This is a genomic window from Erythrobacter sp. K21-9 (assembly GCF_055808355.1).
Genome location: NZ_CM147866.1, coordinates 1,146,046 through 1,161,232, shown reverse-complemented (window position 1 = coordinate 1,161,232; position 15,187 = coordinate 1,146,046). Strand labels below are relative to the sequence as shown.

Below are 15,187 nucleotides of genomic sequence, written 5' to 3'. Positions count from 1 at the left end.
CCTCGCGCCGGTCACACGCGGCAGCCCATGCTTTACGCTCTGGCGTAAAGTCATGCGGCTGCCGCATTTCCTTTACATGAGCGCAGCTTACGTGTTGAGGAAACAGGCGAAGGCGCGCCGCGCCGATCAGGGACCCGTAATGAGGAGTTGGAGCGAGTGACGAAAATCCTCGGATTGCTGCGGCACGCCAAGTCCGACTGGGACGATGTCTCTCAGCGCGATTTCGACCGCGGCCTCAACGATCGCGGACGGCGCGGGGCAAAGCTGATCGGTGACCATATTCGCGGGCACGGAATCAAGTGGGACCAGCTGGTCGCAAGCCCGGCCGCGCGCGTCACCGCGACGCTCGAAGCTGCGCTTCCGGCAATGCAGCCCGAATTTGACAAGCGGCTCTATCTCGCGAGCTCAGACACGATTTTCGACACCGTGCAGGACCACGCGCAATCGGATGGCGATGAGCCATCGGCTATCCTGATTGCCGGGCACAATCCAGGCTTGCAGGAAGTGCTGCTCGACCTCGTTTCGCCCTCGCATGAAAATGACCTGTTCGAGGAGGCGTCGGTCAAGTTTCCAACCGCGACCTTTGCCGTGCTGGAATGCCAGATCGACAGCTGGGCGGACTTGAAAAATCATTGCGCGAAGCTGATCCATTTCGCCCGCCCGCGCGACCTCGATCCGGAACTCGGCCCGGAAAGCTAGTCCGCGAGCAATTTGCGCGGCCCCTGACCTGTGGCGGCCAAGTGGTCATTCGCGTTGTAGATCGCGCATTTCTTCAGGCTCAAACAGCCGCAGCCGATACATCCATCCAGCCGGTCGCGCGTGCGCTCAAGCTCGGCAATGCGTTCATCGAGCACACGCCGGATCGAGGTGCTGATCGCCTTCCAGTCGCGCGCGGTCGGCGTGCGGCCGTAGGGCAGCTTTGCAAATTCCGCCTCGATCTCGCCGAGCGTCAGGCCAAGCTGCTGCGCGATGCGAATGAAGCTGACCCGGCGAATGTCGGAGCGCAGGAAGCGCCGCTGATTGCCGGATGACCGGACCGGCTCGATCAGCCCCTTGTCCTCGTAGAAACGGATCGCCGACACCGATAGCCCGGTACGCCGCGCCATTTCACCGATGGGGATGAGGTCCGATTTGCTGAGACGTGCAGGCAAGATCAAGCTCCTTCGAAAATTAGCTTGATCTCAAGTTAGGTTGAGATTGCATCATGCTCAAGCCCGGCGATTCGGGTGACGCAATGACAAGGAGGCAATGCCATGCCAATCGGACGGATCGAACACGCCAATCTATCGGTGACGCAGCCCGAGCGCAGCGCGGAACTGTTCAGGCAGCTGCTTGGCTGGGAGGAGCGCTGGCGCGGCAAATCGGCGCTGGGCGGGGACACCATCCATATTGGCGAACCCGGCGAAGGCGCGACCTATCTGGCGCTCTATACCGATCGCGGAGTGAATGGGAACTTCTCGAAAGGACAGCCGCTCAACCATGTCGGCCTGCTGGTCGATGATCTCGACGCGGCGGAAGAGGTCGTGATTGCAGCGGGGCTGGAGCCGTTTTCGCACGGCGATTACGAGCCGGGAAAGCGGTTCTATTTCTTCGACTGGGACGGCATCGAATACGAAATTGTCAGCTATGCGGGAGAGGCGACATGAACGAACCGATGCCTCGCGAGCCGATGTTTGGCCCACCCCGCAAGCCGCGCGGTCAAAGCAGGTTTTTCTGGCTCGCCGCGCTCTTCACCCACGGCTGGTCGGTGCGCTCGATCTTCAGGTCACCATCCCACGGCGTGCACAGCGCACGCGCATCTTCGGAGGATCCAGAAACCCAGCCCTCGTAATTGTCCCGAGCCAGTAGCACCGGCATCCGGCTATGCACGTCCTCGGCAGCCGATCCGGCGCTGTCTATCATCACCATCGAATAGCACAGCCCGAACTCATCGCTCTCCCGCCAGACGCCGGCGCAGGCAAACAGGTCTGCATCCGGCAGCGAAAGCCATGTGCGGGTCTTGCTGCCCTTTGGTCCCTGCGCCTCAGCCCATGCGGTGAGCGGGATCAGGCAGCGGCGCTCCTCGAACGAATAGCGCCAGAAAAAGCTGCCGAGCTTGTCGGTGCGGGCATTGTTGACCGGCTTAGGCTTTAGAGGCTGGCCCGATTTGCCCTTCATCACGAGCGGGAACCCCCAGGTCATCTGCCTGATTTCACCCCCTGCTGCGACCACACCGGGATAGCCGGGATAGACCTCTTCGCCAAAATTCGCGCCGCCCAGCGCGTCAACCGCGTCGAACCATCTGGCGACCTCGTCCTTGTTCCTGGTCATGCGGTAGAGATTGCACATCAGGCATTGCCTACGACAAAGCGCGCCGCCGCCATCAGCGCGCCGGCCCAGCGATTCGACCGAAAGCGTTCGAGCGGATTGGCAGCATCCTCCGGGTCAAGCGTTGCGACTTGCCAGACCAAATGCAGGGCCACTGGAGCTAGCGCGAGCAGCGCCAGCCAATCGGGCCGGTATAGCCAGATGCCGAGGCCCCACAGCGCTATTGTTGCGGCGTAGAATGCGCCGACCCCACGATGGACCCTATCTCCCATGCGCAGCGCGCTGGACTTGATCCCGACGAGCGCATCGTCCTCGCGGTCCTGCAATGCATAGATCGTGTCGAATCCGATCACCCAGCAGATGCAACCCGCATAGATGCAGGCGAGCACGTCCCAATTGTCGAGCCGCAACTGCGTCCATCCGACCAGAACGCCCCAGTTGAAGACCATGCCCAGCCACGCCTGCGGCCACCAGGTGATCCGCTTCATAAAGGGATAGGCGGCAACCAGCGCGAGGCTGGCAAGCGCGACAATCTGCGCCTCGAGCCTGAGTTGCAGCAAAACGGCAAGGCCGATGAGGCACAGCACGACAAGCCACGTCCACGCAGCTGTCTTCGATATGCGCCCGCTCGCCACCGGACGCGCGGCGGTGCGCGCGACCTTTTTGTCGAGATCGGCATCGACGATATCGTTGTAGACGCATCCCGCCCCGCGCATCGCAATCGCGCCGAGCAGCAGCCAGCCGAGCAATGGCAATTGCCACCCTGCCCCGGCAAGCCACACGCCGAACACGCATGGCCAGAACAGCAGCCACCAGCCAATTGGACGGTCGAACCGCGCCAGCTGTGCCAGATCGCGCGGGCCCTGCGGCAGGCGCTCGATCAGGCCGCGATGCTCGCTATCGGGAACGACCGTATCGCTCACGCCAAGGCTTCATCCCGCCTCGCCGCGCGCCAGCCAATCAATGCAAGCGCGAGCATGGTCACATTGCCGGCGAAATCGAGCATCCCGATCGAGCTGAGGACCGGCATCTCGTAATGGAAATACCAGTTGAACACGAAGAACGGCAGCAGCGCCGCGGCGAACACCGCGAAAGCTGTAGCGGTCCAGCGCAGAAACAGCGCCATGATGCCGAACAGCACTGCCTGCGAACCAAAGGCCGCCATGACGAAGCGCGTGACGAAGGTGTTCTCGCGGTAGTCCTCGGTAAAGGCGAGGTCGATCACGCTGCCCGGCGCAAACAGCGCCCATCCTCCGAGTATCAGGAAGACGCCCGCGATCCCGAACTGTGCCAATCGTGCGCTCATGACTTGCTCCTTAGCGCCGCGCGCGCCTAGTGCAAAGCCATGCCCGCTACTCCCACGCCCCGGACACCCGCATGGCCGCCCAAAAGTGCACCGCGCCTGTTCGTCGAGCGCGAGCTTGGCGAAGGCGCGACCGTTACCATCTCCGGCAACGCCGCGCATTACCTTGGCCGGGTCATGCGCGTGTCGAGCGGCGACGCGGTGATTCTGTGCGACGATGCAACAGGCGAATGGGCTGCGCGCGTGACCGATGCGGGCAAGCGGGCGATCACTGTCGAAGTGGCAGAGCGCCTGCGCGAACGCGAAGAAGTGCCCGACCTGTGGCTATGCCCGGCGCTGCTCAAGAAAGACCGCTTCGACCTCGTGCTGGAAAAAGCGACGGAGCTTGGCGCCGCGCAGATCCAGCCGGTGATCACCCGGCGGTGCGTCGCCGACAAGCTCAACATGGACCGCGCGCGCACGATTGCGACAGAGGCCGCCGAACAATGCGCCCGCACCGCCTTGCCTGAATTGGCCGAGCCGGCCAAGCTCGATGCGCTGCTCCGCGGCTGGCCACCGGAGCGCGCGCTGTTCTTTGCCGACGAGCTCGGCGGCGCGCCGGCATCTGCGGCTTTCGCTTCCCATACCGGTCCTGCTGCAATCCTGATTGGCCCGGAAGGCGGCTTCGACGATGCCGAGCGAGAAGCGATCCGCGCCCTTCCCTCAAGCATCCCGATCACCTTGGGACCGCGTATCCTGCGCGGCGAAACCGCTGCAATCGCGGCGCTTTCCGTGTGGATGGCGCAGGCAGGCGATTGGCCCGAATGCGCAGCGACCGAAGAATGACTTCCTCGCACAAAACACAATTTGCGCTTTTCACACGCGAATCGGTTTTCTAGGGCAACTGACAAGAGAGGAGTGCCAAATCCATGAGCACGCGCCCATGAGCACCAGAGAAGCGTCCGACGCCAACGAACCGGTCATCGAAAACCGTGAGCAGCTATTCGCGCCCATGATCGGGGGCGAAAAGCCGGAGAGCGATTGGCGGATCGGGACGGAGCACGAAAAATTCGTCTATCACCAATCGGACAGACGCGCCCCGTCCTATGACGAGGACGGAGGTATCCGCGACATCCTGCTGAGTTTGCGGGAGTTCGGCTGGGAGCCAGTCGAGGAAAACGGCAAGGTCATCGCCATGAGCGGCGCGGATGGGACGGTCAGCCTTGAACCCGCCGGTCAGCTCGAATTGTCGGGCGCACCGCTGGAAAATCTGCACCAGACCTGCGCCGAAACAGGCCGGCACCTCTCTCAGGTCAAGGAGATTGGCGAGCGTCTCGGGGTCGGGTTCATCGGCCTGGGCATGTGGCCCGACAAGACCCGCGCAGACCTGCCCGTAATGCCCAAGGGCCGTTACGAGATCATGATGCGGCACATGCCCAAGGTCGGCGATCTCGGCCTCGACATGATGCTGCGTACCTGCACGATCCAGGTCAATCTCGACTATTCGTCTGAAGCCGACATGGTAAAGAAATTCCGCGTCGGCCTCGCGCTGCAACCATTGGCAACCGCGCTGTTCGCAAACTCGCCCTTCACCGAAGGCAAGCCGAACGGCTACCTTTCCTATCGCAGCCACATCTGGTCGGATACCGATCCGCACCGCACCGGTATGCTGCCTTTCGTGTTCGAGGACAGCTTCGGATACGAACGCTGGGCCGAATACATGCTCGATGTCCCGATGTATTTCGTGTTCCGCGACGGTAAGTATATCGACGCGGCAGGGCTGAGCTTCCGCGACTTCATGGACGGCAAGCTGTCGGTCCTTCCCGGTGAACGGCCCACGGCAAGCGATTGGTGGGATCACCTCTCGACCGCATTTCCCGAAGTGCGCCTCAAGAGCTTCCTGGAAATGCGCGGTGCCGATGGCGGTCCGTGGAGCCGCATTTGCGCGCTCCCGGCGCTGTGGGTCGGCCTGCTGTATGACCAGGGCGCGCTCGACGCGGCTTGGAACCTGGTCAAGGGCTGGTCGATGGAAGAGCGCGAGCGGCTGCGCAACGAAGTCCCGCGCCTCGGCCTCGATACAAAACTGCCCGGCGGCGGGACCATGCAGGACCTCGGACGCGACGTGCTCAAGATCGCCCATGCAGGGCTGGCGGCGCGCGACCGGCTCAATGCGAGCGGCGACAATGAGACAGGCTATCTGGAAACGCTCGACGAGATTGTGAGCAGCGGCAAGGTTCCGGCCCAGCGCCTGCTCGACGCCTATCATGGCGAGTGGAACGGCGACGTGTCGCGGGTCTACAAATTTTCATTCTAGGGGGAGACGGGGAATGCTGATCGTATTGGCAGAAGCAAAACTGGGCGAAGGCGCGCTGGAAGCCGGTCGGGCCGCGTTCACGGCCATGGTCGAGGCCTCGCGCAAGGAGGAAGGCTGCATCAGCTACGCCTATGCGCAGGACGTGCTCGATCCCTCCATGCTGCACATCACCGAAAAGTGGGTCGATGATGCAGCCCTCGTTTCGCATTTTCAGGAGCCGCACATGGCCGCCTTTCAAAAGGCGCTGGGCGATCTGGACGTGAAAGTTATTCAGGCGCTCAAATACGAGGCCGATGACGGCGCGCCATTGATGTAAGCGCTATTCGGCGGGTTCGGCGACCGCCCCGCTTGCGCCGTGCCCACGCCGGTCTACGCCGCGCAGGATGCGGCGCTTGAGGCGGGCAAGCGGCGCGGTGATTGCGCCATTTTGCTCCATCCAGTCGTAATATTCGCGGTATTTCGCATCCTCGGCAAGGAGGTGTGCTTCTTCGGTCCGGGCGCGCCAGTAATAGATCGCGTTCACCACCAGCAGGAAGAACGTGTTGCGGATGACGTCCACAGCCGACCCGCTGGTCACCAGGAATGGCATGACCGAACACCACCAATAGAGGTTCTTCGACAGGTAGGCCGGGTGGCGCGTGTAGCGATACGGGCCGTTCGTCAGCGCGCCGCGATAGGTCAGGTTGGAGAACCGGATACCGAACGCAACCGTCGCCCACGCATAGACCGCAGTAAGGAATACGAGCCACGCCGCCCACGCCCACAGCACAGCCTCATTGCCCGCCAGCCAGTGCCCCCAGCCCGCGACATTGCTCTCGTAACTCAGCACCTGGCTGTTGCTGCCGATCAGGCCCCATACGAATGGCGGGTAACACAGCAGCGCCGCGATCCAGCCGCCGAGCAGCGGATTGCCCGAGCGGATATGCGCATCGAGCGGGCGGAGCGTGAACAGGTAGCCGACCGTGCCGATCTGCACATCGACCACGAACAGCAACGTGATGCACAGCATCCCCAGCGCCACCGGATTGCTCGCGATTTCGCTCAGTTCGGCCTCCACCACGAAGGCAAATCCGGGCGGCAGGATCGAGATCATGAATGCGCCGAAGAACCCCTTGATGATCCATGCGCGCCAGTGCTTCTTGACCTGCTCGAGGTCCCAGCCGCCGCGTCCGGTAAGCAGCGCTCCGAAATGCCACGAGCTGTCGCGCGGATCGATCATCACCCGGTCGAGCCAGAGGACATAAGGCGCGCTCAGCAAGATCATCGGCACCGCGGCCACCGTCAGAACCTGCATGGCAAACAGGTATGAGCCTTCCCAATACCACCGGCCGAGGCAATACAGCCCGGCGATGATCGCATAGGTCGCCCACAAACCCGCGATCTTGACCGCAGAGGTCGGCAGGATATCTGCCATCGGGCGCTTCAGATTCCAGTCGATCCCGGTCGAGGGGCGCAGATGCACCCTTTCGACAAGCACCGACCAGACCGCCATCGGCCCTGCTGTGAACAGCATCGCAGCCACTGCTGCATAAGGACCGGACAGCACACCGCGCGACGGCGCGAGCTCTCCGGACAGTCCCAGCGCCTCGGCGAAAAACGGATAATTGCGGCACAGCAACAGCCATGCGACCAGGCCGAGCAATCCAGCCAGGCCGACGCCTGCCGAAACATCGCTTTTGGGCGGCGCGCTTTTCAATGCTGCCGCGCCCGCTTGCGGTGTGGTGTGTGCTTCCGCGCTCATGACGCCTGCGGCGTTAGCGCAAAAGGGTTAATGCCTTGATGCCGGATTCAGCGCTGTCCGCAGGAGGAACAGGCGCGCTGAACAGGTTAACGGTAGGCGTGGATCGTGCCGCTATCGTCGAGCACGTAAAGGTGTTCGCCCGCGACAATCGGAGGCAGGCTGACAGGCTCGTCAATATCGGCGAAAAGCTGCGCCGATCCTTCACCGGCGCTGGCGCGCCAGATCTCGCCGCGTGAACTCGCCACCCACAATTGTCCGCCCGCCAGCACCGGTCCGGTCCAGAAAATCGGGCCTTCGCGGTCCTTTTCGTCGCGGAACTGCTGCAGCTGAGTAATCCAGCGCGCGCGGCCCGTGGAGCGCGCGATTGCGAGCAGGCGCGCATCGTCGGTCAGCGTGAAAATCCATTCGCCGGCAATCGAAGGAGTGGAAATCCCTGCAAGATTAAGCTCCCAGATGCGCTGTCCGGTGACCAATTCATAGGCGGCCATGCGACCGCCTTGGCCCAGCGCATAGACGCGGCCCGAATCGATAATCGGATCGGCGTCAATATCGGTGATTGAGCTGACCTGCGTCGAAATATTGGTCCGCGCCAGCGCATCGGCCCACAGCACGCGCCCGTTTTCGTAGCGGTATGCGTTCAGCTCGCCGCTCGAATAGCCCGCGATGACGGTGCCCTGACCCGCTGCCGGAGCGGCAACGCCGAACACGCCCGATTGAGTGGTCGAACCCGATTCGTCCCACACCAGCGATCCGTCGGAGGATTGCAACGAGATGATCTGGTTGTCCTGCGTCATCACGAAGATCTGGCCGAAAGCGATGGTCGGCGATCCGCGCAGCGGGCCTGCGGGCTTCACTTTCCAGATCTGCTCGCCGGTCGCCGCTTCGAGCGCCTTGACTTCGCCCGCGCCGTTCGTGGCGTAGAGGCGGCCACTGTCATAGCTGACCCCGCCGCCGAACGCAGAGGGACGCATGTCGTCTTCCATCACAGCATCGGAGCGCCAGATGGATGCGCCGGTCGCCTTGTCGAAGGCGTGGATCGTGCCGTTGGAGCCGACCGCGAACAGCTTGTCGTTGCCCACCACGGGAGTGGCCGCAAGACGCTCTCGGTTGCTGGCCCCGGCAATCTTTGCGGTCCAGACCTTTGAAGGGTTTTGAGCGAGGGCAAGGTGCCCGTAGGACTTGCTGGCAGAGCCGCCCACCTGCGCCCATTCAGCGTTGGTTTGTGCCGGCGGCAGGACCACGCTGACGCTCGCCAGCGCCGGATCGACTTCTGCGCCGCTCTCGATCCGCGAAAGGATCGGCATGCGCTCACCCACGGTCGGCGTGGTTTTCTTGCCGCCGCCAAACAGGCCGTCTCCGGCGCAGCCTGTAAGTGCCGCGGCCATGGCGCCCGCGATCAAAGCGGTTCGGGCTCGATTAAAGTTGGTCATCATTCGTCCGTCCAAAATTCTTTCCGGTGCGATCTTGCGCTCAGCAAAAAGCCCTATTGCGAAAGAGGCACGAGCCCCTGTTCGGGGTCAACGCCCTCATCCTCGAGCAATTGCTCGACATCTTCGATTGCATCCACGCCGAGCAACCCTGCCATCTGCCGTGCGCGTGTGCGCAGCGTGTCGGTCTGATCTTCATCCTTGGCGATCTCGGCGAACAGCGCGCCTGCCTCGGCCCGGTTGCCCGCTTCAAGGTGTGCGATTGCGGTCAGCTCCGCCGCGCTCCCGAAGAACGCGTTGCCGGGCACAGCGAGGTCTGCGAGCCTGGCGATCACGTCGACCGGATCGCGCTCGTCAAAATTGGAAGACACCTCGCGGATCCGCGCAAGATCGCGCAGCACCGATGGGGCGCTGTCGTCGGCGGCTATCGCGGCATAGAGCTCCACCGCTTCGGCGGTTTCGCCTTGCTCAAGTGCCGCACCTGCCTGAAGGAAGCGCGCTGCCGTGCGCGGTCCTGCTGCGCCGGATTCGATCAGCGGTGCGGCGGCCTGCTCCGCCTGCTCAAAATCGCCTGCTTCGGTGTAATCGAGAGCTGTGACCAGCGCCTCGGACTGCTCTTCGAGCTGCCCTTCCTGATAGCGATCCCACGCCAGATACCCGCCAAACGCGGCCAGGCCGAGGACCAGCGCAATGCCCAGAGCGACGCCGTATTTCTGGAAGAATTGCTGTGCATCGTCCTGCCGCACCGCATCATCGATTTCGCGCATGAGGATCTCGTCCTCGGCGCTGGTCTCGCTGCCGTCGGGGTTTTTGCCTTTTGCGGGTTTCCTGGAACCAATTGGGCCTAGCGCCACGGGGCTCTTTTCCTCATGCCATTAACGAATTTTGCGAGACCTTTAGGCGGGCGCGCACCCTTCCGCAATGCCGTGTGTGCGCGCTCAGCACCTCTCTCCCCGCCTGAGATGCCGTTTGGCAGTTTAACCCCGTATGAAGCGCAGCCCGCAGGCGGGCCTATTTCGGGCCTTCCCACTTACCCTCCAGAGCGCCGGAATACAGGTCGCCATAGCGCTTTATCATGCGCGATGCATCGAACTGCGCTGCCGCCTTCTCGCGGTTTGCCGCGCCGATTTCCTTCGCAAGGTCAGAGTTTTGCGCAATTTCCCCCAACATCGCAGCAAGTGCGCCCGCATCGCCAGGCACCGCGATGAAGGGGCGGTTTTTCTCCGACACGATCGATTTGATATCGCCGACATCGGGCGCAGCCACGGGCAGTCCGGCGGCCATGGCCTCGACCAGCGAGAGCGGGAATTGTTCGGATTTCGATGAGAGCGCGAAGATATCGAACATGCCTATCACTTTTTCCGGCTCGGCAACGGCGCCGGGTAAGTGGACCCGGTGGCTGATTTCGTGCTCGACCGCAGCGGCCTGGATGGCGTCCTTCTCCGGTCCCTCGCCCAGGATGACGAGGTGCCAGTCCTCGCCCAGATGCGAGACTGCCTCGACCAGCAGCGGCAATTGCTTGACCGCGCGCAGCCCGGCAAGTGTCCCGATCCACTTCTCGCCCTCGCGCTTGACGAGGCGCAGTGCTCCGGGATCGGGCTTTTGCGCGAATGCGCGGGTGTCGATGCCGTTAGGAATCCGCACCACGCGGGCGCGCGGCTGTTTCCAGACATCGACCGCAATCTGCTCAAGAGTTTCACTCGGCACGACCACCGAATGCGCCCGGCCCAGCGCGATGCGGCGATACCAGTTGCGCGAACGTTTCAGCTCGCTTGCCTCGTCCGCGTTGAAGCCATCCTCGTGATGGATAAGCGGAGGCAGGCCGAATTGCTGCGCGAACACGGTATGCGCCATCACCGCATCCATCGCGCCCCAATTGTAGGTCAGGATCAGGTCATAGGGCCTGAGCGCCTGCGCAATGCCCACCAGCCGCCCCGGTGTTGGCCTGCCGGTCAGCGACGGAAAATCGCTCGGATAGCCAACCTGCGTATTGCGGCGATCGATCAGCGCGCGCGCATCCATCTGCTCGGGCATGGCCGAGACGATATGGTGCGACAGCCCCTTGCCAAAGGCGTTGATCAGCTTGGCGCAGCGCACCTCTTTTCCGCCTGCCGCGAAAGTCGAGTGGCAGTGCAATATCCGGGGCGTGCCTGTCATTCTGCGCTGGCCAGCAATTCGTCTATCGCGGCGCGCGCTTCGGGTTCGTCTAGCGTCGGGGCATGGCCCACGCGCGGTACGGTTACCACGCTCATCTTGGGATTGCGCGCCTGCATCTGTCTGACCGTTTCGGGCGTGAGCAAGTCCGATAACTCGCCGCGGATCAGCACCATCGGCACATCGCGCAGCGCCTCGAAGGCAAGCCATAGATTGGCGGGCGCGGCATTGCCCGGCTCGCTGAAGGGTTCTGCAATCGCCATGTCATAATCGTAGCTGATGCGGTCGTTCTGGCTGACCACAAGTGTGCGCTTCGCCATTTCGAGCCATTGGTCGAGGTCGAAATCGGGAAAGGCCGCGCCGTGAACTTCGCTCAGCGATCGGGCGGCGTGGATCCACGTGGGATAGCTGCCCCCCTGCCCGACATAGCCTGCGATACGGTCCACGCCCGAGGAATCGATCTCCGGCCCGATATCATTCATCACTACCGCCGCGATCCGCCCCGGCTTTGCATGGGCGAGCATCATCGTCATCAGCCCGCCCATCGATGTGCCGATTGCGACGAACCGGTCGATGCCTTCTTCCGCGAGCAGTTTTTCGACGTCGGCGACATATTGCACCGGGTTATACGTCTCCGATGTCGGCGCATAATCGCTCATCCCGCGCCCGCGCATTTCGGGCACGATAACGCGGCGCGTATTGCTCAGATGATCGGCCAAGGCGGCGAAATCGCGGGCATTGCGAGTGAGACCGTGCATGCACAGGACCGGCAGTCTGCCTTCCTCATCCGGGCCCGGATAATCGCGGTAATGCAGGTCGAGCCCGTCCTCGCTGGTCCAGGACCGGTCTTCGTAGCTTGATGCCATGTTCGGCGGATTTCCTTCACAGGTTTTGCAGGCAGACGCGCTTGCGCCGGTCTTCGCTTGTCCCCACTATCGCGCCATGCGAGCAGAACCGCAACCTTCCAGCTACACCGCAGACCCCGCCATTCTGGAGCTGGCCGACTGGCTCGGCGCTCCGGTCGAGGCCGCCGATTTCCCGCAGACGACCGTGCGCTTTCGCAATGATCGCTGGGCGCAGTCGGTGGGTCTGGGCCAGTTGGATGACAAAGCGTGGACAGAACATTTCGGGCGGTTCAAACCGCTGCCCGGCAACCTGCCGCAGCCGCTGGCGCTCAAATATCACGGCCACCAGTTCCGAGTGTACAATCCCGATATCGGTGACGGTCGCGGGTTCCTGTTCGCCCAGATGCGCGGCGCGGACGGGCGGCTACTAGACCTCGGCACCAAGGGTTCGGGCCAGACGCCGTACAGCCGCGCGGGCGACGGTCGGCTCACTCTGAAAGGCGCTGTGCGCGAAATCCTCGCCACCGAAATGCTCGAAGCGCTAGGGGTGAACACCTCCAAGACTTTCTCGGTGATCGAAACCGGGGAGCAACTGATGCGCAGTGATGAACCCTCGCCCACGCGTTCGGCGGTGATGGTGCGGCTCAATCATTCGCACATTCGCATCGGCACTTTCCAGCGGCTGCTCGCGCTTGAAGAGAGCGAGCGCATGGAGGCGCTGGTCGATTACTGCCTCAAGCATTTCCCCGGCCCGCTCCCGCCCGAGGATGCACCGGGCCGCGATGAGCCTGCGGTGATCCTGATGCACCAGGTGGTCGAACGTCTCGCCGATCTCGCCGCCAGCTACATGGTCGCAGGCTTCGTCCACGGCGTGCTCAACACCGACAACATGAACGTCACCGGCGAGAGCTTCGATTACGGGCCGTGGCGCTGGCTGCCGACATGGGATCCGAGCTTTACCGCTGCCTATTTCGACCACGGCGGCCTTTATGCCTTTGGCCGCCAACCGGAGGCGCTGCACTGGAATTGCGGACAGCTGGCGGTGGCGCTGCGGATGCTCGCCGATACCGAGCCGCTTGTGGCGGCGATGAACCGCTTTGGGCCGCTTTACATGGAGGCGGTCGGGCGCCGTTGGTGCTGGCGGCTGGGCGTCAAATCGCGCGGAGTTGAGGCTGACTCAGCGATGATTTCCGGCTGCGAAAAAGCAATGCGCGAGCGCCAATGGTCGCCTGATGGATTTTTTTACTGGCTTCGTGGCGGACCGGAGTATTGGCAAGGCGATCCGAACGACGAGTTGGAAGCAGTGCTGAAGGCTTATGAGCCAACGGAAGCCATCGACAAAGAGCGCGCATATTGGAATGAGGATGGTCCGCAATCCATGCTCATCGAAGAGGTCGAACAAATCTGGTCCGCCATCGACGAGCGCGATGACTGGCAGATGCTCGATGACAAAGTCGCCCAGCTACGCCGCATGGGTGAGGCGCATGGTGAGATGCCCGAGGCTTCGGGCCATTCTCTCCGCGAATGAAGCGCTGCAGCTAAACCGGCTAGAATTGATCCGATGCATCCCCCTGACCTGCGCGTTAACCCTATCTTTTCGTCACCGCTCACACTACCGGATTGGCCAGGGCTTGCTGCGCTGCAATTTTATGACCATGACAAGCGAGGGTGGCACTCCGGGGGAAAGAGCTAACGCATGACCGAGAACATGCTGATATCTTACGATCCTGCGACAGGTGAGGAACTGTGGCAGGGCGAGCACGGCGATGTCGATGCCGCAGTCAGCGCTGCTCGGCGTGCATGGCCATCATGGGCTGCGCGCCCGCTCGCCAACCGGATCGAGATGGTCCGCCGCTTCGCCAATGAAGTCCGCGCCGAAGCAGACGGCTTCGCAGAACTGATCGCACGCGAAGCCGGCAAGCCGCTGTGGGAAGCCAGGACCGAGGTCGAGGCGGTCATCAACAAGGTCGAGATTTCGATCAATGCCTATGCCGAGCGCACCGGCAAGAAGAAGCTCGATAGCGGCCTGAATGGCAGCGCTTCGGTCAGACACAAGCCGCATGGTCCGATGGCGGTGCTCGGACCCTATAATTTCCCTGCGCATCTTCCCAATGGGCACATCATTCCCGCTTTGATCGCGGGCAATGTCATCCTGTTCAAGCCATCCGAGAAAACGCCCGCCGTGGGCGCAGCGCTGGTCGAATGTTTCCGCAAGGCCGAATTTCCCGAAGGCGTTATCCAGCTGATCATCGGCGGGCCTGAGGCAGGCAAGCAGCTGGTCGCCCATCCGGGAATCGACGGGGTGCTGTTCACCGGCTCGGCCAATGCAGGCATCGCGATCAACCGCAAGCTGGCCGCCAATCCGGGGAAAATCGTCGCGCTTGAAATGGGCGGCAATAACCCGCTGGTGGTCACGAAGACCCCGAAGCTTAAGGATGCAGCGGTGCTGATCGTGCAGAGCGCCTTCACCACGGCAGGCCAGCGCTGCACCGCCGCGCGTCGCCTGATCGTGCTCGACGACATGTACGATCCGCTGATGAAAGAGCTGGTTACGCTGACCAAGAAACTGCTGGTCGGCGACCCACTTGGCGATCCGCAGCCATTCATGGGTCCGGTGATCGACAACGACACCGCAGACCGGCTGGGCGAAAGCTTCCTGGCGTTGGTGACCGCCGGAGGCAAGCCGCTCACGCATTTGCGCCGTCCCGACCCCGAAAAACCGTTTCTCACGCCCGGCATTATCGACACCACGGACATCGAAGACCGGCCCGATATCGAGCTGTTCGGGCCGATCCTGCAGGTCATCCGGGTGCCCGATCTCGACGCTGCCATTACCGAGGCGAACAACACCCGCTTTGGCCTGTCCGCCTCGCTGATCGGCGGATCGCCCGAGGATTATGGCCGGTTCTGGGCCAATATCCGCGCCGGGATCATCAACTGGAATCGCCCAACCAACGGCGCATCATCCGCGGCACCGTTTGGCGGGATCGGGCTGTCGGGCAATCACCGCCCCGCCGCCTTCTATGCCGCCGATTACTGCGCCTATCCCGTTGCGAGCACCGAAATGGAACAGCCGCGCGCGACCATTGGAGTGGGCCTCAAGGAGTGAACCGCGCG

At 62.8% G+C, this 15,187-nt stretch carries 16 protein-coding genes; 7 read left to right on the top strand and 9 right to left on the bottom strand.

Translation table 11 applies throughout. The features are described from left to right. Positions 1-156: 156 nt before the first annotated feature. Positions 157-699 (top strand): SixA phosphatase family protein, encoded by a 543-nt coding sequence (locus tag AC0L39_RS05910; RefSeq protein WP_473261528.1) that lies wholly within the window; start codon positions 157-159, stop codon positions 697-699. Here AC0L39_RS05910 and soxR read toward each other — a convergent pair. Further along, the gene (gene soxR, locus AC0L39_RS05905; protein WP_473262298.1) at positions 696-1,106 is read right to left on the bottom strand and encodes a redox-sensitive transcriptional activator SoxR; all 411 of its coding nucleotides are present in this window, start codon (positions 1,104-1,106) and stop codon (positions 696-698) included. The two genes, AC0L39_RS05910 and soxR, sit on opposite strands and share 4 nt — an antisense overlap. Before the next feature lie 147 nt (positions 1,107-1,253). Between soxR and AC0L39_RS05900 the strand changes: the two genes are divergently transcribed. Beyond that, positions 1,254-1,646 carry a VOC family protein gene (locus AC0L39_RS05900; RefSeq protein WP_473261527.1) on the top strand — a complete coding sequence of 131 codons (393 nt, stop codon included), beginning with the start codon at positions 1,254-1,256 and terminating at the stop codon, positions 1,644-1,646. Between the two features lie 52 nt (positions 1,647-1,698). On the opposite strand, the gene AC0L39_RS05895 is transcribed toward AC0L39_RS05900, so the two are convergent. The 3 genes from AC0L39_RS05895 to AC0L39_RS05885 are packed head-to-tail and all read right to left on the bottom strand — an operon-like array spanning position 1,699 to position 3,613. Beyond that, entirely contained in the window at positions 1,699-2,328 is a 630-nt protein-coding gene (locus AC0L39_RS05895; protein ID WP_473261525.1) for an SOS response-associated peptidase, read from the bottom strand. Next, a complete protein-coding gene (ubiA, locus tag AC0L39_RS05890) occupies positions 2,328-3,230 on the bottom strand; it encodes a 4-hydroxybenzoate octaprenyltransferase (protein WP_473261523.1) in 903 nt (300 codons plus the stop codon). Before ubiA ends, AC0L39_RS05895 begins: the two co-directional genes overlap by 1 nt. After that, positions 3,227-3,613: a hypothetical protein gene (locus AC0L39_RS05885; protein WP_473261521.1), complete on the bottom strand. Its 387-nt coding sequence runs from the start codon at positions 3,611-3,613 to the stop codon at positions 3,227-3,229. The genes ubiA and AC0L39_RS05885 overlap by 4 nt, the downstream gene beginning before the upstream one ends. A 39-nt stretch (positions 3,614-3,652) precedes the next feature. On the opposite strand from AC0L39_RS05885, the gene AC0L39_RS05880 reads away from it, so the two are divergent. From AC0L39_RS05880 to AC0L39_RS05870, 3 genes are all read left to right on the top strand, one after another. Continuing rightward, a complete protein-coding gene (locus AC0L39_RS05880) occupies positions 3,653-4,435 on the top strand; it encodes a 16S rRNA (uracil(1498)-N(3))-methyltransferase (RefSeq protein ID WP_473261519.1) in 783 nt (260 codons plus the stop codon). A 97-nt stretch (positions 4,436-4,532) separates the two neighbouring features. Continuing rightward, positions 4,533-5,903 carry a glutamate--cysteine ligase gene (locus AC0L39_RS05875; protein WP_473261517.1) on the top strand — a complete coding sequence of 457 codons (1,371 nt, stop codon included), beginning with the start codon at positions 4,533-4,535 and terminating at the stop codon, positions 5,901-5,903. A gap of 13 nt (positions 5,904-5,916) precedes the next feature. Next, complete coding sequence (locus AC0L39_RS05870; protein ID WP_473261516.1) at positions 5,917-6,219, top strand: putative quinol monooxygenase; 303 nt, start codon at positions 5,917-5,919, stop codon at positions 6,217-6,219. Positions 6,220-6,222: 3 nt separating this feature from the next. On the opposite strand, the gene AC0L39_RS05865 is transcribed toward AC0L39_RS05870, so the two are convergent. The 5 genes from AC0L39_RS05865 to AC0L39_RS05845 form a co-directional block, all read right to left on the bottom strand. Continuing rightward, complete coding sequence (locus AC0L39_RS05865) at positions 6,223-7,644, bottom strand: methyltransferase family protein (RefSeq protein ID WP_473261514.1); 1,422 nt, start codon at positions 7,642-7,644, stop codon at positions 6,223-6,225. Between the two features lie 86 nt (positions 7,645-7,730). Beyond that, positions 7,731-9,077, bottom strand: coding sequence for a PQQ-binding-like beta-propeller repeat protein (locus AC0L39_RS05860; protein WP_473261513.1), 1,347 nt, complete (start codon positions 9,075-9,077; stop codon positions 7,731-7,733). Between the two features lie 50 nt (positions 9,078-9,127). Further along, positions 9,128-9,838 carry a tetratricopeptide repeat protein gene (locus AC0L39_RS05855; protein ID WP_473261512.1) on the bottom strand — a complete coding sequence of 237 codons (711 nt, stop codon included), beginning with the start codon at positions 9,836-9,838 and terminating at the stop codon, positions 9,128-9,130. Between the two features lie 244 nt (positions 9,839-10,082). Beyond that, entirely contained in the window at positions 10,083-11,228 is a 1,146-nt protein-coding gene (locus AC0L39_RS05850; RefSeq protein ID WP_473261510.1) for a glycosyltransferase family 4 protein, read from the bottom strand. Next, complete coding sequence (locus AC0L39_RS05845; RefSeq protein ID WP_473261508.1) at positions 11,225-12,091, bottom strand: alpha/beta fold hydrolase; 867 nt, start codon at positions 12,089-12,091, stop codon at positions 11,225-11,227. The genes AC0L39_RS05850 and AC0L39_RS05845 overlap by 4 nt, the downstream gene beginning before the upstream one ends. Positions 12,092-12,167: 76 nt before the next feature. Between AC0L39_RS05845 and AC0L39_RS05840 the strand changes: the two genes are divergently transcribed. Beyond that, positions 12,168-13,598 carry a protein adenylyltransferase SelO gene (locus tag AC0L39_RS05840; protein ID WP_473261506.1) on the top strand — a complete coding sequence of 477 codons (1,431 nt, stop codon included), beginning with the start codon at positions 12,168-12,170 and terminating at the stop codon, positions 13,596-13,598. Between the two features lie 168 nt (positions 13,599-13,766). Continuing rightward, on the top strand, positions 13,767-15,179 hold the full coding sequence (gene astD, locus AC0L39_RS05835) for a succinylglutamate-semialdehyde dehydrogenase (protein WP_473261504.1): 1,413 nt from the start codon (positions 13,767-13,769) through the stop codon (positions 15,177-15,179). Positions 15,180-15,187 lie beyond the last annotated feature (8 nt).

Coding starts and splice junctions, on each gene's coding strand:
- soxR (WP_473262298.1), bottom strand. CDS start 1,106: ATGGCGCGGCGTACCGGGCTATCGGTGTCGGCGATCCGTTTCTACGAG.
- AC0L39_RS05900 (WP_473261527.1), top strand. CDS start 1,254: ATGCCAATCGGACGGATCGAACACGCCAATCTATCGGTGACGCAGCCC.
- AC0L39_RS05895 (WP_473261525.1), bottom strand. CDS start 2,328: ATGTGCAATCTCTACCGCATGACCAGGAACAAGGACGAGGTCGCCAGA.
- AC0L39_RS05885 (WP_473261521.1), bottom strand. CDS start 3,613: ATGAGCGCACGATTGGCACAGTTCGGGATCGCGGGCGTCTTCCTGATA.
- AC0L39_RS05880 (WP_473261519.1), top strand. CDS start 3,653: ATGCCCGCTACTCCCACGCCCCGGACACCCGCATGGCCGCCCAAAAGT.
- AC0L39_RS05875 (WP_473261517.1), top strand. CDS start 4,533: ATGAGCACCAGAGAAGCGTCCGACGCCAACGAACCGGTCATCGAAAAC.
- AC0L39_RS05870 (WP_473261516.1), top strand. CDS start 5,917: ATGCTGATCGTATTGGCAGAAGCAAAACTGGGCGAAGGCGCGCTGGAA.
- AC0L39_RS05865 (WP_473261514.1), bottom strand. CDS start 7,644: ATGAGCGCGGAAGCACACACCACACCGCAAGCGGGCGCGGCAGCATTG.
- AC0L39_RS05860 (WP_473261513.1), bottom strand. CDS start 9,077: ATGATGACCAACTTTAATCGAGCCCGAACCGCTTTGATCGCGGGCGCC.
- AC0L39_RS05855 (WP_473261512.1), bottom strand. CDS start 9,838: ATGCGCGAAATCGATGATGCGGTGCGGCAGGACGATGCACAGCAATTC.
- AC0L39_RS05850 (WP_473261510.1), bottom strand. CDS start 11,228: ATGACAGGCACGCCCCGGATATTGCACTGCCACTCGACTTTCGCGGCA.
- AC0L39_RS05845 (WP_473261508.1), bottom strand. CDS start 12,091: ATGGCATCAAGCTACGAAGACCGGTCCTGGACCAGCGAGGACGGGCTC.
- AC0L39_RS05840 (WP_473261506.1), top strand. CDS start 12,168: ATGCGAGCAGAACCGCAACCTTCCAGCTACACCGCAGACCCCGCCATT.
- astD (WP_473261504.1), top strand. CDS start 13,767: ATGACCGAGAACATGCTGATATCTTACGATCCTGCGACAGGTGAGGAA.